This window comes from Rhodococcoides trifolii (genome assembly GCF_014635345.1).
Taxonomy (GTDB): domain Bacteria; phylum Actinomycetota; class Actinomycetes; order Mycobacteriales; family Mycobacteriaceae; genus Rhodococcoides; species Rhodococcoides trifolii.
The window spans coordinates 296,081-315,822 of sequence record NZ_BMCU01000004.1; the positions used below are offsets into that span (position 1 = coordinate 296,081).

Below are 19,742 nucleotides of genomic sequence, written 5' to 3' on the forward strand. Positions count from 1 at the left end.
CGAACACGCACGACTCGGTCGGGCCGAGCAAAGGATTCTCTCGTGGCCGGGCACAGACAGATACGGCTGGGCGCCAACGAGCGCTCTACCCGCAACGCCATCGCGGCGATGACGGTGTGCTTCGGCGTCGTGTCGGTGTTCATCGTCCTGTCGGACGAAGGGCCGCGATCGTCGGTCAGCACCGTCGTCGCCCTGTTCATTGCGGGTTCGACTGTGCCCGTTGCGATCTGGTGGTACCTCCGCGGGCGACTGCGCACGCTGATGAGCCCGTGGTTCGTCGTCTACGCCGACGCCGGAGTGACGATCAACTCCGTGCTGTTCGACAGCCGCGACCTTGCGTTCTTCGCCACCAACCTCTTCGCCGTCATCGGTTATTTCGCATCGTTCTTCGTCGGCCGGACCGCGACGCGGCTGCACCTGTGTCTGGTCGTCGCGGTGACGGCATACATCGCGTGGTCCGCACTCGAGACCGGACAAATCGACGGATGGTCGGTGGCCTCCCGTGTCGCCATCGGTCTGCTGGTCAACGTCGGCGGCCTGGCGTTCGTGTCGAACTTCAACCTCGAGGTCCGGGCGGTGATGCGTACCCAGGAAGACCTGGTCCACACCGACCCACTGACGGGGCTGCTGAACAGGCGCGGGTTCGAACGAGACGTCGACCGCTTGGTCGAACGTGTCGAGAACGGCGAGGAGGCGGACGGAATAGCCGTGCTGTCGATCGACATCGACAGCTTCAAAGCGGTCAACGACAGTCACGGTCACGCCGCAGGTGACGAGGTGATCAGACTCGTGGCCGCTCGGCTGTCCGCGTCACTGGGTGAGCACGCGTCCATCGCACGCAGCGGCGGCGAGGAGTTCACGGCCGCCGTGCACGCGGCCGACTCGACCGACATGCACGAACTGGGAGAGCGGGTACGAGCGGCGGTCAGCCGCGAGACGGACGTGATTCCGGTGACGGTCAGCGTGGGTGTGACGCCACTGGACCGCAGCCGCCCGGAGCCGCTGATGTCAGCGCTGCGCACGGCCGATTCGGCCATGTATCGGGCCAAACGGGCCGGCGGCGACCGTATTCACACCGCGGACAGCGGCGCGATCTGAATCAGCGGAACGCGCTCTTCGGGTCGTTCCACAATTGGTCGGTGAAGTCCTCGAGGACCACGAGCACGACCTGATCCTCGGCCCGTCGAAGGATCGACTTGCTGGCACGGACCTGAAGGATGTCGCCCTTCGCGTCGGACATCCGCCACAACGAATCGGCGCGCGTGGCGACCGTCGTCAAGAACGTCTCGGCGATGTTCACACCGAGCCCTTCGCGCGCCGGGAAGATGTCGTGCAGGTGCATGAGCTGGTCCGACGGGGGTTCGTCGGGGTCGATCCCCATGAGTTCGCGAAAAGACTCGTTGGCGAACACCACGGTGCCGGCCGGATCCACCGCGAGCACGGGCACCGGAATCCGGTCGAGGACCACGGTGACCGGCAGCTCCGGAAACTGGTTCGGATCGGAAATGGCTCGAGACGCCGGATCCCTACGATCGCCGCCGCCGGATTCGCTCATCGAAATCTCCAAACCATTCTTTCGACCAACACTGCTCTGACCAATACGGTTGTACCGGATGCTAGCAGCGCCCGAGGGCTGAAGCCGGGGAGAGCGTCAGTGCCCGCTGTTCGCGAGTCTTTCGATCGACGCGGTGATCTCGGCCTCGGCCTCGCTTCGGCCCACCCAATCGGCGCCCGTGACGTGTTTGTTGGGCTCGAGGTCCTTGTAGTGCACGAAAAAGTGCTTGATCGCGTCGAGTTCGAATGCGGACACGTCGCCCAGGTCTTGGATGTGATCCCAGCGCGGATCGCCGGCCGGGACGCACAGCACCTTGTCGTCGCCGCCGGCCTCGTCGACCATCTTGAACATCGCGACGGCGCGGGCCTCGACCAGAACACCGGGATACACGGACTCGGGGAGCAGAACGAACGCGTCCAGCGGATCCCCGTCCTCGCCGAGGGTGCCCTCGATGAAGCCGTAGTCGGCGGGGTAGCCCATGGCCGTGTAGAGGTATCGGTCGAGGCGCAGGCGTCCGCTCTCGTGATCGACCTCGTACTTGTTGCGCTGGCCCTTGGGGATCTCGATGGTCACATCGAACTGCACGTGAGGTGTCCTTTGCTCTACGGCTGACGGTGGCTCGACTCGAAACAGTAGCGGGTCGGCGCGCATACACCCGTGGACGGACCCCGCAGATAGAGTTCACCGAACCGTGTCGACAGCCAAGGAGTGTGAGTGAAGCGATCCGGCGGAACGCTGTCGTCCCGGACTCAGGTGATCGGCCTCGCTGTCATCGTCGTTGCGGTCGTCTTCGCCCTGACGCTCCTGCTCCTCAACCTCCCGTTCGGCTCCGAGACGTCGGACGAGCAAGCCGCAATTTCGCCGGAACCGTCGGCGATCACCGCGACACCGCAGGTCGCGCCGCTTCCCGACGACGCCCCGATACCGACCAACTCGGGTCTGTCGGCGGTGTTGGCGGGTCCGCTGGCCAACCCGGACCTCGGTCGATTCACCGGCATCGTGCACGACGCCAAGACCGGCGACGTCCTGTGGTCGAGCAACGAGAACTCGCCCATGACGCCCGCGTCGACCACCAAGGTGCTCACCGCCGCCGCCGCCATGATCGCGCTGCCCGACGACCACCGCGTGGAAACTCGCGTTGTCAAGGGTCAACAGGACGGGCAGATCGTCGTCATCGCCGGCGGCGACACCACGCTCACCGCGCAACCCGTCGGCGCACCGGTGTTCTACGCGGGCGGCGCGCGCATCGACGACATCGCCGAGCAGGTACGCCGATCCGGGGTACCCGTGAACAGCATCGTCGTCGACACGAGCATCTACTCCGGTGATCTGCTGGCGAAGGGGTGGTTCCCGGCCGACATCTCCGGCGGCAGTCTGGCGCCGATGGAACCACTGATGCTCGACGGTGCGCGCTCGAACCCACTGGTCGACGAGTCGCCGCGCAGCACGACGCCGGCGCTCGACGTCGGACGGGCGATCGCCTCCGCACTCGGTGTCGATCCAGCGGCGGTGAGCTCGGGGACGGCGCCGCAGGGAGCCGATCAGCTCGCGAGTGTGCAGTCCGCGCCGTTGCGGCAACGACTGGGCCAGATGATGGGGCTGTCGGACAATCTTCTCGCCGAGTCGGTCGGGCGCGAGATCGCGCTGGAGGAAGGCAAGCCGGCGTCGTTCACCGGCGCGGTCGACGCGGTGATCTCCACGCTGACGACGGCCGGGTTCAACGTCAACGGGGTCTCGCAGCAGGACGTGAGCGGTCTGTCCGTCGACAACGTCATTCCGGCCCGAGTGCTCGGCGACGTGGTCACCGCAGCGGCGACCGATTCCGACGCGTCCTCCGAGCGCAACGTCGAGCTGCGGCCCATGCTCGACTACCTTCCCGTCGCCGGCGCCACGGGAACGCTGGCGGACCGCTACGCGTCGGGGGACCGCACCGCCGCGGGGTGGTTGCGTGCGAAGACCGGAACCTTGTCGACGGCCAGTGCGTTGGCGGGATACGTGGTCGATGCGAGCGGACGGGTACTCACCTTCGCGCTCATGTCCAACGACAGACCGCCAGAAGTCGGCCGACCGGCGCTCGATGCCGTGGCGTCGGCGTTGCGGTCGTGCGGATGCACGTAGTGGCTATGAAGGGCGGTTCGGGTGGTTGAGACGAAGAGCAACTTCGGCGGCGCGGTCGACTGGTCGCTCGCGGCCACCGTCGGAGCCAAGCTGGCCCCCGCGGGCCCGAGGACGTCCCGGTACACCGCCGATGCAGCGCTGGCCGAGCTCGCCGAGGCGTCGAAACGCGCCGAAGGCCCCGTGCGAGACGTCACCGGACTGGCCGACGGACTGCCGGTTCCGGAGGCGATGATTCTGGACCGTCCCGGTTGGATCAAGGAAGCATCCGCGTCGATGGGCCATCTGATCGGTGCCGACGAGGGCGCCGGAGTGGAGCCTGCGGAACAACCCGACAGGAAGTCGGGCGGCGGTTTTCTCGGGGGGAAGCCTGCAGGTGTGCAGGCCGGAGCCATGCTCGCGTTTCTTTCCACTGCCATTCTCGGCCAGTACGACCCGTTCACCGGACCGAACGGAACGTTATTGCTCGTCACGCCCAACATCATCTTGGTGGAGCGGTCGCTTCGGTTGCAGCCGAGCGACTTTCGGCTGTGGGTCTGTCTGCACGAAGTGACGCATCGAGTGCAGTTCTCGTCGTCGCCGTGGCTCGCCGGGTACATGAAGGACTGCGTCGCCACGCTGAGTGACGGAGTGGACGAGCCGTTCGGGGACGTGATCGGACGGTTGTCCACTGCGTTGCGGCAGCGATCGAGCGGGCAGGCGGATCCGTCGAGCAAGGGAATCGTCGGCCTGCTCCGGGCCACCCAGGCCGAGCCGCAGCGCGAAGCCCTCGACCGGTTGCTGATGCTCGGAACCCTGCTCGAAGGGCACGCCGACCACGTCATGGATGCGGTCGGTCCGGCCGTGGTGCCCACGGTGGCATCTATCCGTAAAGCCTTCGACAGCAGGCGAACTCGCAAACAGAACCCGCTGCAGCGCCTGATCAAGATGCTGCTCGGGATGGACGCCAAGATGGCGCAGTACGTGCGCGGCAAGGCGTTCGTCGACGCAGTGGTCGCGGCGGTGGGCATGGAACGGTTCAACACCGTGTGGACCGACGCCACCACGCTGCCGCGCATCTCGGAGATCGACGACCCGGATGCGTGGATTCGCCGAGTCCTGGGCTGATGGTTCTGCCGGAAGGTCCTGCGCTGCACGGCATCCGGCTCGCTGTCCGATCGTGGTTGCGTGAGCACGGTGTGGACGAGGTGGTCGTCGCGCTGTCCGGCGGCGCCGACTCCCTGGCTCTGACCGCGGCGGCGGTGGCCGAAGCGTCGCAGGTGCTCGCCGTCGTCGTCGACCACGGGTTGCAAGAGGGGTCGGACCTCGTTGCCGCCTCCGCTGCACAAACGGCGCGTGAGTTCGGTTGTCGCGCAGCCGAAGTCGTGACCGTGAATGTGAGCGGGTCCGGTGGGCCCGAGGCGTCGGCACGTCGCGCCCGGTACGCGGCGCTCGATCGGGCCCGCGCCGGTGCGCCGGTTCTGCTGGGGCACACGCTCGACGACCAGGCCGAGACCGTCGTGCTCGGTCTCGGACGAGGGTCGGGGCCGCGCTCGATCCGCGGGATGGCGTCGTACGACCCGCCGTGGGGCCGACCGCTGCTCGGAGTGCGCCGCGAGCGGACACACGCGGCCTGCGCGGAGTTGGGCGTTGCGCCGTGGGAGGACCCGCACAACTCCGATCCCGCGTACACCCGGGTGCGCCTTCGACGCGAGGTACTGCCGCTGCTCGAAGACGTGTTGGCCGGCGGCGTCGCCGAGGCGCTGGCCCGGACCGCCGCGCAGCTGCGGGAGGACGGCGAGGTGCTCGACGGGTGGGCGGCCGACGTTCTTACGGCGGCGAGTCGGGGCAGCGACCTGGACTTCGACGACCTCGACATCGGCGCCCTCGAAGCGGTCCCCTCGGCCGTGCGTCGACGGGTCGTCCGGTTGTGGCTGCTCGCGGGCGGGGCGACGGCGGTGACGGCCGGCCAGTTGCAGTCGGTGGACGATCTGGTGGGGCGGTGGCGTGGGCAGGGAGAGGTTGCGGTGGCGGGTAGGCCGGAGGCCGGTCGGGATTCAGCGGGTAGGCCGGAGGCCGGTCGGGATTTGTTCAGGTTGGTCGTGTCCCGCAGGCATGGCAGGCTGACGCTCGGAAAGTCTGCTGCCGCGCTCTGAAGGGAACCCGCCGTGTACGAGGGCGACATCGCATCGGTCCTTATCTCCGAGGAAGAGATCGAGAAGCGGATCGGGGAGCTGGCCGAGGAAGTCGCCAAGCGGTACCCCGTCGGCGCACCCGAGGGCGATTTGCTGCTGGTGGGCGTTCTCAAGGGCGCCATCATGTTCATGACCGATTTCGCGCGAGCGCTGCCGATCCCGACTCAGCTCGAGTTCATGGCCGTCAGTTCCTATGGGTCGTCGACGTCGTCGTCGGGTGTGGTGCGGATCCTCAAGGACCTCGACCGCGACATTCACGGCCGGAACGTGCTGATCGTGGAGGACATCATCGACTCCGGTTTGACGCTGTCCTGGCTCAAGCGCAACCTCGCGACCCGACAGCCCGCCTCCCTCGAGGTGGTGACGCTCCTGCGCAAGCCCGACGCGATCAAGGTCGACGTCGAGGTGGCGAACGTGGGATTCGACATTCCGAACGAATTCGTCGTCGGATACGGGCTCGACTACAACGAGCGGTACCGAGACCTTCCTTACATCGGAACACTCGAACCCAAGGTGTACGGCGGCTGAACTGCTCCCTTTCTGCGGTGATCACGGCCGTATGGCTCGATTTCACCGCGCAAGTGAGCAATTTTGCCGTGATCACCGAATGTGGGGTGACGGCGGCGGGAACCGGAACGGGTTCGTCGGGCGTTGAACCAACTAGTGAACCGCATTTCCTCCGCGGATCCCTGCGCACCGACGCGTCGGTCACCGTTCGCGGTAACCTGATATGTCCGGTGCGTAGCCGACTCACGCACACCGAACTGCCACCGAGGGCGACGCACGTATGAATCGCAAGACCGTATTCCGCAACCTGGCGATCGTCGCCGCCGTTCTGTTGGTCATCTTCGCCTTCAGTTACTTCGGGAACACCACCCGCGACTGGAAGAACGTCGACACCTCCGTTGCGATCACGCAGCTCGACAACCAGAACGTCGACAAGGCGCAGATCGACGACCGCGAGCAAGCCGTTCGACTGACGTTGAAGAACGGTGACTCGACGGACGGCGACACGCAGATCATCGCCAAGTACCCCGATTCGGTGTCCGGCCAGATCTTCGACAAGGTGGCGGCGTCGGGCGCGCAGAGCTACAACACGACGGTCACCACCGAGAGCTGGTGGACGTCCATCCTGGTCTTCCTGCTGCCCATGATCATCCTGCTCGGGCTCTTCGTCTTCGTGATGGGTCGCATGCAGGGCGGGGGACGCGGCGGCGTGATGGGCTTCGGCAAGTCGAAGGCCAAGCAGCTCACCAAGGACATGCCCAAGACCACGTTCGCCGACGTCGCGGGCGCGGACGAAGCCGTCGAAGAGCTGTACGAGATCAAGGACTTCCTGCAGAACCCGTCGCGCTACCAGGCGCTCGGCGCCAAGATCCCGCGCGGCGTGCTGCTCTACGGCCCTCCCGGAACCGGCAAGACGCTGCTCGCTCGCGCAGTCGCCGGTGAGGCGGGTGTCCCGTTCTTCACCATCTCCGGCTCGGACTTCGTCGAGATGTTCGTCGGTGTCGGCGCGTCACGTGTGCGCGACCTGTTCGAGCAGGCGAAGCAGAACAGTCCCTGCATCATCTTCGTCGACGAGATCGACGCCGTCGGCCGCCAGCGCGGCGCCGGCATGGGCGGCGGGCACGACGAGCGCGAGCAGACGCTCAACCAGCTGCTCGTGGAGATGGACGGCTTCGGTGAGCGCACCGGCGTCATCCTCATCGCCGCCACCAACCGCCCCGACATTCTCGATCCGGCGCTTCTGCGCCCGGGCCGCTTCGACCGGCAGATCCCGGTCGGCGCGCCCGACCTCGCCGGCCGTCGCGCCATCCTCAAGGTGCATTCGAAGGGCAAGCCGATCGCGCAGGACGCAGACCTCGAAGGTCTCGCGAAGCGCACCGTCGGAATGTCCGGTGCCGATCTGGCGAACGTCATCAACGAGGCTGCGCTGCTCACGGCCCGTGAGAACGGAACCGTCGTCACCGAGGCTGCGCTCGAGGAATCCGTCGACCGTGTGGTGGGCGGACCCCGTCGCAAGAGCCGGATCATCAGCGAGCACGAGAAGAAGATCACGGCGTACCACGAGGGTGGGCACACGCTCGCCGCGTGGGCCATGCCCGACATCGAGCCGGTCTACAAGGTCACCATCCTCGCCCGCGGGCGCACCGGCGGACACGCCATGACGGTGCCCGAGGACGACAAGGGCCTGATGACGCGCTCGGAAATGATCGCTCGCCTGGTCATGGCCATGGGTGGACGCGCGGCAGAGGAACTCGTGTTCCACGAGCCGACCACCGGCGCGTCGTCGGATATCGATCAGGCGACGAAGATCGCCCGCGCCATGGTCACCGAGTACGGCATGAGCTCCAAGCTCGGCGCCGTGCGCTACGGCCAGGAGCAGGGCGACCCGTTCCTCGGCCGCTCGATGGGTCAGCAGGCGGATTACTCGCACGAGGTCGCCAAGGAGATCGACGGCGAGGTGCGCAACCTCATCGAGGCCGCTCACACCGAGGCGTGGTCCATCCTGAACGACTATCGCGATGTTCTCGACGTCTTGGCCACCGAGCTTCTCGAGCGCGAGACGCTCACCCGCAAGGACCTCGAGAAGATCTTCACCGGCGTCGAAAAGCGTCCGCGGATCACCGCGTTCAACGACTTCGGCGATCGCATTCCGTCGACGAAGCCGCCGGTCAAGACGCCGCGCGAACTCGCGCTGGAACGCGGGGAAACGTGGCCTCCGGTCTCGGTCGTCAAGGAGCCCAGCTACGCGTCTGCTCCGCAGGCACCCGCCGAGCATCGCAACGGCAATGGCGGCTACTCCAACGGCGGCAATTCGAACGGCGGCAATTCGAACGGCGGGGGTGCCCATTCGAACGGAAACGGCTACTCCGGCCCGCCGAACGGCGGCGGCTATCAGAACGGCGGACAGAACGGCGGCGGTGGCTACCCGAGGCCGCACGGCTCGATGCCGGACTACGGCGCGCCCGCTGGGTGGTCTGCACCCGGTTGGCCGCCGCGTGATTCCGACGACTCCGCCCGTGGCGGTTTCACCGAGCCGCCGCAGCCCCGCGAGCCCCAGACCCGCGAGCCTCAGTACCCGCAGGCTCCGTACGGCGGTGGACCGAACGGACAGCCGACCTACGGTGAGCCCCAGTACGGACAGCCGCAGTACGGACAGCCGTACGGTCAACCCCAGTACGGACAGCCCCAGAACGGTGGGTCCCAGAACGGTGGGCCACAGTACGGTGGGCCCCAGAACGGGCAGCCGGACTATGGCGACTACCGGCAGCCGCCCGCACAGCCCGGTTACGTTCAGCCCGAGCCCCACCCCGGCGACGAGCAGCCGCGGTGGCAGCCACCAGCCGACGAAGGCGACGACGGCACGGCGGGGAGGCCGGAGTCCGGTCGGGAAACGCAGCGATGGGACCGTCCGGACGGGCGCTGACGCCGGGTAGTCGGTGAAACCTGTTTCAGGACAGTCGATCTGGGCTCGAAACCCAGTTGTCGAAAGGGTACGTACACGTGACCATCAACGAGGTCGAGACCGAGCCTCTGTCAATCTCGTCGGGAAAGCCGTTCGATCAGGCGCGAGCCGAAGCGGCGGTCCGAGAGCTACTGCTCGCCGTCGGTGAGGACCCGGAACGGGAGGGTCTGCGCGACACACCTGCCCGTGTCGCCAGGTCCTACCGAGAAGTGTTCGGCGGCTTGTTCACCGATCCGGATGCGGTGCTGAACACCACGTTCGACGAGGCCCATCAAGAACTGGTGATGGTTCGCGACATCCCGATGTACTCCACCTGCGAGCACCACCTCGTGTCGTTCCACGGGGTGGCGCACGTCGGGTACATCCCGGGCCCGTCCGGTCGGGTCACGGGGTTGTCGAAACTGGCCCGTGTCGTGGACCTCTACGCCAAGCGTCCGCAGGTCCAGGAACGTCTGACCACTCAGATCGCCGACGCTCTCGTGCGCAAGCTCGAACCGCGGGGAGCCATCGTGGTCATCGAAGCCGAGCACCTCTGCATGGCCATGCGCGGTATCCGCAAGCCGGGCGCGTCCACCACCACGTCGGCGGTTCGCGGCATCTTCAAGTCCAGCGCAGTTTCCCGTTCCGAGGCGTTGGACCTGATACTGCGTAAGTGATCGACACAGCGCTGCCCAGGCCCGGACGTCCGGTGGTGATGGGTGTTCTGAACGTGACCAGCGATTCGTTCTCGGACGGCGGTCGCTACCTGGACACCTCGGCGGCCGTCGCGCACGGTCTCGAGCTGTACCGAGCAGGCGTCGACATCGTCGACGTGGGTGGTGAGTCGACCAGGCCCGGTGCGTCGCGGGTCGATCCGGACGTGGAAGCCGCCCGTGTCGTACCGGTGATCACCGAATTGTCCGCGGCCGGTGTTCGCGTCAGCGTCGACACGATGCGGGCATCCGTCGCGTCGGCCGCCGTGAACGCCGGTGCGGCACTGGTGAACGACGTGTCCGGAGGTCGCGCCGATCCGGCGATGGCGTCCGTCGTCGCCGACGCCGGGTTGCCGTGGATTCTCATGCACTGGCGATCCAGTACGGACTGGGTGCACCGAGGTGGGGCCGAAGCGTACGACGATGTCGTGAACGACGTCCGACGCGAATTGCTCGAGCAAGCCGACCTGGCATTGGCGGCGGGGGTGAGTGCCGACCGAATTGTGCTCGACCCCGGCCTCGGGTTCGCGAAGAACGCCGAACACAATTGGCAACTGCTGCGCGGGCTGAGGCTGCTCGTCGACACCGAATTCCCGATCCTGGTCGGGGCCTCGCGCAAGCGTTTCCTCGGGACTCTGCTGGCCGGCCCGGACGGGACGCCCCGCCCACCGCACGAGCGAGACGTCGCCACCGCCACCATCTCCGTGCTGGCGGCCCAGCGCGGTGCGTGGGGCATCCGGGTGCACGACGCAGTAGCGACGCTCGACGCACTGGCCGTAAACCGCGAATGGAACGAGGCGTGATGACAGATCGAATCGAGCTGCGTGGGTTGACGGTTCGCGGCAACCACGGAGTCTTCGACCACGAGAAGCGCGACGGTCAGGACTTCCTGATCGACATCGTGGTGTGGATGGACCTCGCGCCCGCCGGGGCGTCCGACGATCTGACGGACACGCTGCACTACGGCGAACTCGCCGAGGCGGCGGCAGCCATCGTGGCGGGACCGCCGTACGACCTGATCGAGACCGTCGCCGGGAAGATCGCCGACGGAGTCCTCACCGACTCGAGGGTGGACCGCGTCGAGGTGACGGTGCACAAACCGTCGGCGCCCATTGCGTTGACCTTTGCCGATGTCGCGGTGGTCGTCGTCCGAGATCGTCCCCGGTGAAGGCCGTTCTGTCGATCGGCAGCAACGTGGGCGACAGCCTCGCTCATCTGCAGTCGGTCCTCGACGACCTCGGTGACGCTGCCACCGCGGTCTCCGCTGTGTACTCGACGGAGCCGTGGGGCGGGGTCGAGCAACAGGATTTCCTCAACGCCGTCGTGCTCGTGGAGGAGAACAACACCGATTGCTGGGGTTGGCTCCGCCGCGGGCAGTCACTCGAACAGGCCGCGCAGCGCACGCGCCTACAGCACTGGGGTCCGCGGAGTCTGGACGTGGACGTGGTCGTCTGCGACGACGTGCGCAGCGACGACCCCGAGCTCGTCCTGCCGCACCCCCACGCGCACGAACGGGCGTTCGTGCTGGTGCCGTGGTTGGATGTCGACCCGGCGGCGGCTCTGGGTGCCGTGCCCGTCGCCGATCTGCTCGCGGCGCTTCCGGAGGCCGACCGACGTGGCGTCCGGCGGACGAATCTCGTTCTGGTCAGGAAGCCATCGTGACACCGACTCGGGTTCGCGACCTGCTCGGACTCTTCGCCGTTGCGGCCGTCGCCGCCTGGATCGTGGTGCGCGTGGCGTACGGGTCGCTTCCGCCGATCTCGGTGGTAGCGGCGTCGTCGCTGTTCCCCGTGGCGGTGTTGGTGATCGTGCTCGCGTTCGTCATCCGCAATCGCGTTCGGAACCGACGTGTCGGGGACGGCCCGAACCAGCTGCACCCCATCACGGTGGCCCGGTCGGTTGCGCTGGCGAAAGCCTCGGCGCTGGTCGGGTCCGCAGCCGCCGGTGTGTGGCTCGGCTTTCTCGTCCACATCGTCCCGCAGCGGGCGACGCTGCGGGCGGCTGCCGCCGACACGCCCGGCGGGACCGTGGGGCTCGCCGCCGGCGTCGTGCTCGCGGCCGCGGCCCTGTGGCTCGAGCATTGCTGCCGCACCCCCGACGACGAAACGGACAACGCCGCCACCTGATTCTTTGTGGCATATCACGTACGTTCGGCGCATTTCTCCGCGGTGGATGACGGAACGATCGGTCTTGTGCCGTTACCCTGGGATTCATGACGGACACCGGTCGCACCAAGGCCACCCGCCGCACTCGGCGCGGTGGCAGCCAAGCGATCATCGCCGCTCTGATCTTTCTCGGTGTCGTCGCGAGCGTCATTCTTCTGCTCACCGACAGCGTGCAGTGGCTCCGACTCGGCATCGTGATCGCGTTGTGGGCGGCCATCGTCGGCGCTTTCGCGATGACCAAGTACCGGCGCGACTCCACTGCGGACCAGGTCAAGGCCCGCGATCTGCAGACCGTCTACGAGCTTCAGCTCGAACGCGAGATCGCCGCGCGCCGCGAGTACGAGCTGGGTGTGGAAGCTCGCGTGCGCGGTGAGGTGGGCGGCGACTCCTCCGAACTCCGTGCCCTGCGAAACGAGTTGGCGTCGCTGCGACGCAGCCTCGAGATGCTGTTCGACGGAGCCTTGCCCGAGGATCGAGCCGCCATCGCCGGCGAAGCGATGCGGATGCGCGAGCTCGCCGACCGTTCGTACAGCGGCTATCAGCCGGCGCCGTCCGGGTTGTACGTGCGCGCGCCCTACGCCACCCCCGCCGACGAGCCCGTCACCGCCGAAACGTCGGTCATCCACGGAGAGTTCGACTCCTCCGGCTCGTTCCGTCCCGCCCCCGAGTGGATGACGGATGAGTCGGCCGAGGCCGAATCAGGTTCTGCTGCAGACGAAGACGGCATTCCCGAGTTCGACATGCCCTACCGCGAGCCCGCGCCCTACGAAGCGACGCCCTACCGGTCTGACGCCGAGGAGCCGGAGACGTTCGAGCCCGTGTCGTTCGACGACGACCGGTTCGACGAGACGGAGCCTCCGGTGGAAGAGCCGGTGGCGGTGGCTGCCGAACCTGTGGTGGCCGAGCCGGTTGCTGTGGCCCCTGCTGCTGCGACCCCCTCTTCCTCGACCCTCTCGACGCCCGACTACTCCACCCCGGAGTTCTCGATGCCCGGAGTGACGACGCCCGAGGTAGTGGCTGCGGATCAGGCGACCCCGTCCGCCCCGTCGACCGACACCGACGCGCCGGAGTCCGGCAGGCGCTCGCGTCGTCGGGCGGCGGAAAGCGAATCGGCGGACGCCAACGGCGGCGCACATTCGAGCGGTCGGTCGGTCGCGGACATCCTCGCCGGCATCGGCGGTTCGACGGACAGCGGGACGGCCGAAGTGGGTCGTCGGCGTCGTCGGGCGGATTAAAGCTCCGCTCCAGTCAGAGGCCGTGGCGCCCGAGGTGACGTGGGTCTCGCTCGTGGCGTCCGTTCCGCCCCGACCGCTACTGTGGCCGAGAACGTCCGGTACCCGCATGCGGGACTGGAACGAACGAGAGGATTGTCGGTGACCTCTGGGATCACTTCTGACCCTGCACCAGCGCGTTTGTCGGTCGGAGTCGTCTCCGCCGGTCGTGTCGGGACCGCGGTGGGTGAAGCGCTCGAACGCGTCGGCCATGTGGTGTTCGGCGTCGCAGCTGTGTCCGACGCGTCGCGCGCACGGGCACAGGAACGCCTTCCCGACGCGCAGATCCTGCCCGCGACCGACGTCGCCCGCCGCTCCGAGTTGTTGATTCTTGCGGTTCCGGATCAGGAGCTCGCGGGGCTTGTCGGCGGTCTGGCCGCGACGGGTGCAGTGAAGCCGGGGACGCTGGTGATGCACGTGTCCGGGGCCAACGGCGTGGGGATCCTCGAACCGCTGACTGCTCGCGGCGCGGTTCCGTTGGCGATCCATCCGGCCATGACGTTCAGCGGGAAGGCCGAGGACACGTCGCGTTTGCAATCGGCGTGCTTCGGTGTGACGGCCCGCGACGACATCGGCTACGCGATCGCTCAAGCCCTCGTGCTGGAGATGGGCGGCGAGCCGGTCCGCGTTCGCGAGGATGCCCGCACGCTCTATCACGCTGCGCTGGCGCACGGCAGCAATCATCTGGTGACCGTCGTCGTCGACGCCCTGGATGCGCTGCGCGCTGCACTCGCCCATCAGGAGCTGCTCGGTCAGGAGTTGGTGCTCGACGCTCCCGGTGGCGTGGCCGAGCGCGTGCTCGCGCCGCTGCTGTCGGCGGCCCTCGACAACGTGCTCAGGCGAGGTCAGGCCGCGCTGACCGGTCCCGTCATGCGTGGTGATTCCGCAACGGTGGCACGCCATCTCGACGCGCTCGTGGAAGTGGATCCCCGGATTGCGGCCGGTTACCGGGCGCTGTCGTTGCGTACGGCGCAACAGGCGCGATCGGCCGACGACATGGTGAACTTGCTCGAGAACTGGGGGCCCGCGACGTGAGTGTCTACGTTCCCGGTGAGTTGACCGTGCACCACGACCCGCAGATCGTCACCTCCATCTCCAAGGCTCTGCGCGGTGTCGGGCGGCGGGTGACACTGGTCCCGACGATGGGCGCCCTGCACGCGGGTCATCTACACCTGGTGGAACAGGCCAAACGTGGTGGCGCCGTGGTGATCGTGTCCATCTTCGTCAATCCCCTGCAGTTCGGTGTGGGGGAGGATCTCGACAAGTACCCGCGCACCCTCGACGCCGACGTCGAGCTGCTGCGCGCGGCCGGTGTGGAGGTGGTGTTCGCGCCGAGCGCCCAGGACATGTACCCGAACGGACCGCGTACGACGGTGCACCCCGGGCCGGCCGGCAGCCAGCTCGAAGGTAGTTCGCGGCCACAGCATTTCGCGGGGATGCTGACCGTGGTCGCCAAGCTTCTCCAGATCGCGCGCCCCAACACCGCCTACTTCGGTGAGAAGGACTACCAGCAGCTGGTGCTGATCACACAGATGGTGCGCGATCTGAACTTCGACGTCGAGATCGCCGGGGTGCCGACTCTGCGGGAGCACGACGGCTTGGCCTTGTCGTCCCGCAATCGCTTCCTCGACCCCGTGCAGCGCAGCGCTGCAGTCGCCCTGTCGGCGGCCCTGCTCGCCGGGCAACACGCAGGCCGAGCGGGCGCCGACGCCGTGCTCGCCGCAGCTCGGTCCGTGCTCGACGCGGTTCCGGAGGTGACGGTCGACTACCTTGCGCTGCGCGGCGTCGACCTCATGGACCCGCCCGCCGACGGTGACGCACGCCTGCTCGTCGCCGCGCGAGTCGGGCCTACTCGTTTGATCGACAACCTTCTCGTTTCCCTCGATCCCCAGGAATGACACCATGTTTCGTACGATGATGAAATCGAAGATCCATCGCGCGACGGTTACACACGCCGATCTGCACTACGTCGGATCGGTGACCATCGACCAGGATCTTCTCGACGCGTCCGACCTCCTCGAAGGCGAGCAGGTCACCATCGTCGACATCGACAACGGTGCGCGGCTCGAGACCTACGTCATCGCGGGTGAGCGTGGCACCGGGGTCATCGGAATCAACGGCGCTGCCGCACATCTGGTGAACGTCGGTCATCTGGTGATCATCATCGCCTACGGGGTGATGGACGAGCTGGAGGTGCGCGACTACGCGCCGTCGGTCGTCTTCGTCGATTCCGACAACCGTCTGGTGGAACGGGGTGTGGATCCGGCGCATGCTCCGGCAGGCTCGGGATTGATCGATCCCCGTGTCGGCGTGGCCGTCTGATGCTCCTCACGGTCGATGTTCGGAACACGAACATCGTGCTGGGCATCTTCTCCGGTGCCGGTTCTCACGCAAAGCTGTTGCGCGACTGGCGAATGCGCACCGACGCCTCCATGACGGCGGACGAACTGGCGCTCACCTTCCGCGGTCTGCTGGGCAGCGACGCCGACTCGATCACCGGTGTCGCTGCGCTGTCCACGGTGCCGTCGGTGCTGCGCGAGATTCGCACGATGCTCGACCGCTACTGGTCGCACGTCCCGCGGGTGGTCGTGGAACCCGGTGTGCGAACCGGTGTTCCGTTGCTGGTGGACAATCCGAAGGAAGTCGGCGCGGACCGCATCGTCAACAGCCTCGCCGCTCATCACTTCTACGCGGCACCGTGCATCGTCGTCGATTTCGGGACGTCGACCTGTGTCGACGTCGTGTCGGCCAAGGGTGAATTCCTCGGTGGTTCCATCGCACCCGGTGTCGAGATCTCGATGGACGCATTGGCTTCGCGTTCCGCGGCACTGCGCAAGGTGGAGTTGGCGCGGCCGCGAGGAGTTCTGGGGAAGAACACCGTCGAGGCCATGCAGTCCGGCGCGGTGTTCGGCTTCGCCGGTCTGGTCGACGGGATCGTTGCGCGGATCAGAGCGGAAGTGCCCGGATTCGGCGGCAGCGACGTGGTGGTGGTGGCCACCGGCGACAGTGCCGGCCTGTTCGTGAACGAGTCGACCTCCATCGACGAGCACGAACGCGACCTCACGTTGGAGGGCTTGCGGTTGGTGTTCGAGAGGAATCAGGCGCGAAAGCGGTAGGGGTGGCGCAACTGCGCGATTCTGTGCCACACTTGCTCCCGTGAATCGCTGCACGGGAACTCAGGAGTGTTGTCGGGGCTGACCGCTGCCCTGATCTTTCGCACACTTCCTGGAGTCTGTCCCGTGCTTTCTGCATTGCCTACGCGTCTGCGTCCGGCCGACCTGCTTCGAATCACCGACCAAGGTGCTTCCGACGTGCTGGACGGACGCTTCGATTCCGTACTTCCCGCGACGTACCCCACCGACGAACGATGGTCTGCGCGTTTGCATTCCGACGACGACCTCGACGTGTGGCTCATCAGCTGGGTGCCGGATAGATCGACCGAATTGCACGATCACGCCGGGTCCATCGGTGCGCTGACGGTGCTCAGTGGATCCGTCGCCGAGCTGAGGTGGACGGGAGAGTCGTTGCGGCACAGGCGACTCGATGCGGGTGACCAGGCGTCGTTCCCGCTGGGATGGGTGCACGACGTGATGTGGGCACCAGAGCCGGCGTCCGCCGCACGGCGTCCCACGCTGAGTGTGCACGCGTACTCGCCGCCGTTGACGGCGATGTCGTACTACGAAGTGACACAGCAGGGTTCGCTCCGCCGCACCCGCTCCGAGCTCACCGACACGCCCGAGGGAGACGCCTGATGGCGCGCATGACGATCGACGAGGTGCTCGACCGGGCACGCTCGACCTATCAGCGGACCTACGCTTTCGAGCTGGCGGAACGAGTGGCGCGCGGCGCCGTCGTCGTCGACATTCGCCCGCAGGCGCAGCGCGCGGTGGAGGGAACCCTTCCGGGCGCACTGGCCGTCGAACGCAACGTGCTCGAGTGGCGATGCGACCCGACGAGCGGCGCGCGGCTGACCATCGCCGTCGACCACGACGTCGAGTGGATCATCCTGTGCTCGGAGGGCTACACCTCCAGCCTCGCGGCAGCGGCGTTGCATGAGCTCGGGCTGCACCGCGCCACCGACCTCGTCGGTGGGTACCAGGCGTTGAAGTCGGCGGGGCTGACGAACGTGCTCTCGCAGGCCAAGCATTGCGTGCGCGAGGGCAACACGCTCGTTTCGCACTGACCCCGATACAGTTCGACGTCGTGACCGAACACGCGGAAGAACTCGACGACACCCCCGAACAGCTCCGCATCCGTCGTGACAAGCGAGACCGGTTGTTGGCGGAGGGGCGCGAGGCCTACCCGGTGTCGGTTCCCCGCACGCACTCGCTGCGGGAGATCCGCGAGCAGTTCCCCGCACTGGAACCCGACTCGCACACGGGCCTCGAGGTAGGCGTCGCCGGTCGTGTCATCTTCCTGCGCAACACCGGCAAGCTCTGCTTCGCGACGCTGCAGGAGGGGGACGGCACCCAGTTGCAGGCCATGATCTCCCTCGCGGGCGTGGGGGAGGACGCGCTGGGATCGTGGAAGGCCGATGTCGATCTCGGCGACTTCGTGTTCGTACACGGCGAGGTCATCAGCTCGCGGCGCGGCGAACTCAGCGTCATGGCGGACTCGTGGTCGATCGCAGCCAAGTCGCTGCGCCCTCTGCCCGTCGCGCACAAGGAGATGAACGAGGAATCGCGCGTTCGGCAGCGGTACGTCGACCTGATCGTGCGGCCGGCTGCGCGGGAGAACGCGCGCAAGCGTGTGGCCGTCGTCCGGGAGCTTCGGAACGGTCTCGAGCGTCGCGGATTCCTCGAGATCGAGACCCCGATGCTGCAGACCCTGCACGGCGGAGCGGCTGCTCGTCCGTTCGTCACTCGGTCGAACGCGCTGGACATCGAGCTGTTCCTGCGTATCGCTCCGGAACTGTTCCTCAAGCGAGCCGTCGTCGGCGGCATCGACCGGGTGTTCGAGATCAACCGCAACTTCCGCAACGAAGGTGTGGACTCCACGCACTCGCCGGAGTTCGCGATGCTCGAGACGTACGAGGCGTACGGAACCTACGACGAGTCGGCCACCATGACCCGGGAGTTGGTGCAGGAGATCGCGCTCGCAGTCTTCGGGTCGCACGTCGTCACGCTCGCCGACGGCAGTGAATACGACTTCGGCGGCGAATGGAAGACGATGGAGATGTACCCGTCGCTGTCCGCGGCGATCGGGACCGAGGTGACGCCGGAGTCCACCGTCGACGAATTGCTCGCTCTCGCGCAGCAGGTGGGCCTCGAGGTTCCGTCGGGCAAGGGGTGGGGACACGGCAAGTTGGTCGAGGAACTGTGGGAGAACCAGTGCGGGGATCAGCTGTACGAACCCACGTTCGTACGCGACTTCCCGGTCGAGACCTCGCCCCTGACGCGGCAGCACCGCAGCAAGGCCGGCGTCGTCGAGAAGTGGGACCTCTACGTCCGTGGCTTCGAACTGGCCACCGGGTATTCCGAGTTGATCGATCCCGTCGTGCAGCGGGAGCGGTTCGTCGACCAGGCACGACTGGCCTCGGCGGGTGACGACGAAGCAATGGTGCTCGACGAAGATTTCCTCTCCGCGATGGAGTACGCGATGCCTCCTACGACGGGAACGGGAATGGGCGTCGACCGGCTGTTGATGGCGTTGACGGGATTGGGAATCAGGGAAACTGTGCTGTTTCCGATCGTTCGGCCGGGCCGCAGCTGACGACGGGTCTACAATTCCGGTAATCGGTTGGTATTGCTCCTCAAATCCGAACGGGTAATCTGTCCGTCTCGGGGGAGCGTGGGATCACCCGCGGCAAGGGGGATTGCAGACAGATGGTCAAGAAGGTCACGGTTACGTTGGTCGACGACCTCGACAACGTGCCGGCGTCGGAGACCGTGATGGTGGGTCTCGACGGCAGCTGGTACGAGATCGACCTGTCGGATTCGAACGCCGACCTCCTGCGGAAGCAGATGGGGCAGTGGATCATTCACGCGCGCAAGATCACGCGGCGCGCGCGTTCCGCATCGTCGAACGGGCAGCGGGAACCCGCGTCCGCCCCACGGACCAGAGGTGCGGCCGATCGGGCCCGCAGCGCCGCCATTCGTGATTGGGCGCGCGAGCAGGGTTTCGAAATAAGCGCCCGCGGACGTATTTCGTCGGAGGTCGTTCGCGCCTACGAGAACGCCGAGTAGCACCACCTCCGTCATTCGTTCGAATGACTCGAACCCGGGTGACACGCCGCCGCGCACTCCCCTTTCGCCCATTTTCGGTGGCCGTCGTTCGCTCGGGGCGGACGGACGGTGGTAAC

General features: G+C 66.9%; 22 protein-coding genes. 20 read left to right on the top strand and 2 right to left on the bottom strand.

Translation table 11 applies throughout. The features are described 5' to 3' along the window. Positions 1 to 42 precede the first annotated feature (42 nt). On the top strand, positions 43 to 1,098 hold the full coding sequence (locus IEW02_RS19075; protein WP_188546461.1) for a GGDEF domain-containing protein: 1,056 nt from the start codon (positions 43 to 45) through the stop codon (positions 1,096 to 1,098). A 1-nt stretch (position 1,099) separates the two neighbouring features. Here the strand turns inward: IEW02_RS19075 and IEW02_RS19080 are convergent, their stop codons facing one another. Continuing rightward, positions 1,100 to 1,555 carry a PAS domain-containing protein gene (locus tag IEW02_RS19080; RefSeq protein WP_188546462.1) on the bottom strand — a complete coding sequence of 152 codons (456 nt, stop codon included), beginning with the start codon at positions 1,553 to 1,555 and terminating at the stop codon, positions 1,100 to 1,102. A gap of 96 nt (positions 1,556 to 1,651) precedes the next feature. Next, complete coding sequence (locus tag IEW02_RS19085) at positions 1,652 to 2,140, bottom strand: inorganic diphosphatase (RefSeq protein WP_188546463.1); 489 nt, start codon at positions 2,138 to 2,140, stop codon at positions 1,652 to 1,654. Between the two features lie 129 nt (positions 2,141 to 2,269). On the opposite strand from IEW02_RS19085, the gene dacB reads away from it, so the two are divergent. The 19 genes from dacB to IEW02_RS19180 all read left to right on the top strand — a co-directional run bounded on the left by dacB (position 2,270) and on the right by IEW02_RS19180 (position 19,626). After that, positions 2,270 to 3,673: a D-alanyl-D-alanine carboxypeptidase/D-alanyl-D-alanine endopeptidase gene (gene dacB, locus IEW02_RS19090; RefSeq protein ID WP_188546464.1), complete on the top strand. Its 1,404-nt coding sequence runs from the start codon at positions 2,270 to 2,272 to the stop codon at positions 3,671 to 3,673. 21 nt (positions 3,674 to 3,694) lie between these two features. Continuing rightward, positions 3,695 to 4,777: an Rv3626c family coenzyme F420 biosynthesis-associated protein gene (locus tag IEW02_RS19095; protein ID WP_188546465.1), complete on the top strand. Its 1,083-nt coding sequence runs from the start codon at positions 3,695 to 3,697 to the stop codon at positions 4,775 to 4,777. Continuing rightward, complete coding sequence (gene tilS, locus IEW02_RS19100) at positions 4,777 to 5,805, top strand: tRNA lysidine(34) synthetase TilS (RefSeq protein WP_188546466.1); 1,029 nt, start codon at positions 4,777 to 4,779, stop codon at positions 5,803 to 5,805. Before IEW02_RS19095 ends, tilS begins: the two co-directional genes overlap by 1 nt. 12 nt (positions 5,806 to 5,817) lie before the next feature. Beyond that, positions 5,818 to 6,372 (top strand): hypoxanthine phosphoribosyltransferase, encoded by a 555-nt coding sequence (gene hpt / locus IEW02_RS19105; protein WP_188546467.1) that lies wholly within the window; start codon positions 5,818 to 5,820, stop codon positions 6,370 to 6,372. Positions 6,373 to 6,631: 259 nt separating this feature from the next. Continuing rightward, positions 6,632 to 9,274 (top strand): ATP-dependent zinc metalloprotease FtsH, encoded by a 2,643-nt coding sequence (ftsH, locus tag IEW02_RS19110; protein WP_188546468.1) that lies wholly within the window; start codon positions 6,632 to 6,634, stop codon positions 9,272 to 9,274. A gap of 77 nt (positions 9,275 to 9,351) precedes the next feature. Next, a complete protein-coding gene (gene folE / locus IEW02_RS19115; RefSeq protein ID WP_188546469.1) occupies positions 9,352 to 9,969 on the top strand; it encodes a GTP cyclohydrolase I FolE in 618 nt (205 codons plus the stop codon). Between the two features lie 38 nt (positions 9,970 to 10,007). After that, on the top strand, positions 10,008 to 10,808 hold the full coding sequence (gene folP, locus IEW02_RS19120; RefSeq protein WP_188546635.1) for a dihydropteroate synthase: 801 nt from the start codon (positions 10,008 to 10,010) through the stop codon (positions 10,806 to 10,808). After that, complete coding sequence (folB, locus tag IEW02_RS19125) at positions 10,808 to 11,173, top strand: dihydroneopterin aldolase (RefSeq protein WP_188546470.1); 366 nt, start codon at positions 10,808 to 10,810, stop codon at positions 11,171 to 11,173. The genes folP and folB overlap by 1 nt, the downstream gene beginning before the upstream one ends. After that, positions 11,170 to 11,667, top strand: a complete 498-nt coding sequence (gene folK, locus IEW02_RS19130) for a 2-amino-4-hydroxy-6-hydroxymethyldihydropteridine diphosphokinase (protein WP_188546471.1) — start codon at positions 11,170 to 11,172, stop codon at positions 11,665 to 11,667. Before folB ends, folK begins: the two co-directional genes overlap by 4 nt. Next, positions 11,664 to 12,131 (top strand): DUF3180 domain-containing protein, encoded by a 468-nt coding sequence (locus IEW02_RS19135; protein WP_371829975.1) that lies wholly within the window; start codon positions 11,664 to 11,666, stop codon positions 12,129 to 12,131. The genes folK and IEW02_RS19135 overlap by 4 nt, the downstream gene beginning before the upstream one ends. An 86-nt stretch (positions 12,132 to 12,217) precedes the next feature. Continuing rightward, entirely contained in the window at positions 12,218 to 13,405 is a 1,188-nt protein-coding gene (locus IEW02_RS19140; RefSeq protein WP_188546472.1) for a DUF6779 domain-containing protein, read from the top strand. 138 nt (positions 13,406 to 13,543) lie between these two features. Continuing rightward, the gene (locus tag IEW02_RS19145) at positions 13,544 to 14,476 is read left to right on the top strand and encodes a Rossmann-like and DUF2520 domain-containing protein (RefSeq protein ID WP_188546473.1); all 933 of its coding nucleotides are present in this window, start codon (positions 13,544 to 13,546) and stop codon (positions 14,474 to 14,476) included. Next, entirely contained in the window at positions 14,473 to 15,339 is an 867-nt protein-coding gene (panC, locus tag IEW02_RS19150) for a pantoate--beta-alanine ligase (protein ID WP_188546474.1), read from the top strand. The genes IEW02_RS19145 and panC overlap by 4 nt, the downstream gene beginning before the upstream one ends. Before the next feature lie 4 nt (positions 15,340 to 15,343). Beyond that, positions 15,344 to 15,763 (top strand): aspartate 1-decarboxylase, encoded by a 420-nt coding sequence (gene panD, locus IEW02_RS19155; protein WP_188546475.1) that lies wholly within the window; start codon positions 15,344 to 15,346, stop codon positions 15,761 to 15,763. Beyond that, positions 15,763 to 16,557 carry a type III pantothenate kinase gene (locus IEW02_RS19160; RefSeq protein WP_188546476.1) on the top strand — a complete coding sequence of 265 codons (795 nt, stop codon included), beginning with the start codon at positions 15,763 to 15,765 and terminating at the stop codon, positions 16,555 to 16,557. Before panD ends, IEW02_RS19160 begins: the two co-directional genes overlap by 1 nt. Before the next feature lie 123 nt (positions 16,558 to 16,680). Continuing rightward, entirely contained in the window at positions 16,681 to 17,193 is a 513-nt protein-coding gene (locus IEW02_RS19165; RefSeq protein ID WP_229746161.1) for a cysteine dioxygenase, read from the top strand. Between the two features lie 8 nt (positions 17,194 to 17,201). After that, entirely contained in the window at positions 17,202 to 17,624 is a 423-nt protein-coding gene (locus IEW02_RS19170; RefSeq protein ID WP_188546638.1) for a rhodanese-like domain-containing protein, read from the top strand. 20 nt (positions 17,625 to 17,644) lie between these two features. Then, positions 17,645 to 19,153: a lysine--tRNA ligase gene (gene lysS, locus IEW02_RS19175; protein ID WP_188546477.1), complete on the top strand. Its 1,509-nt coding sequence runs from the start codon at positions 17,645 to 17,647 to the stop codon at positions 19,151 to 19,153. A gap of 113 nt (positions 19,154 to 19,266) precedes the next feature. Further along, a complete protein-coding gene (locus tag IEW02_RS19180; protein ID WP_188546478.1) occupies positions 19,267 to 19,626 on the top strand; it encodes a histone-like nucleoid-structuring protein Lsr2 in 360 nt (119 codons plus the stop codon). Positions 19,627 to 19,742: the final 116 nt, after the last annotated feature.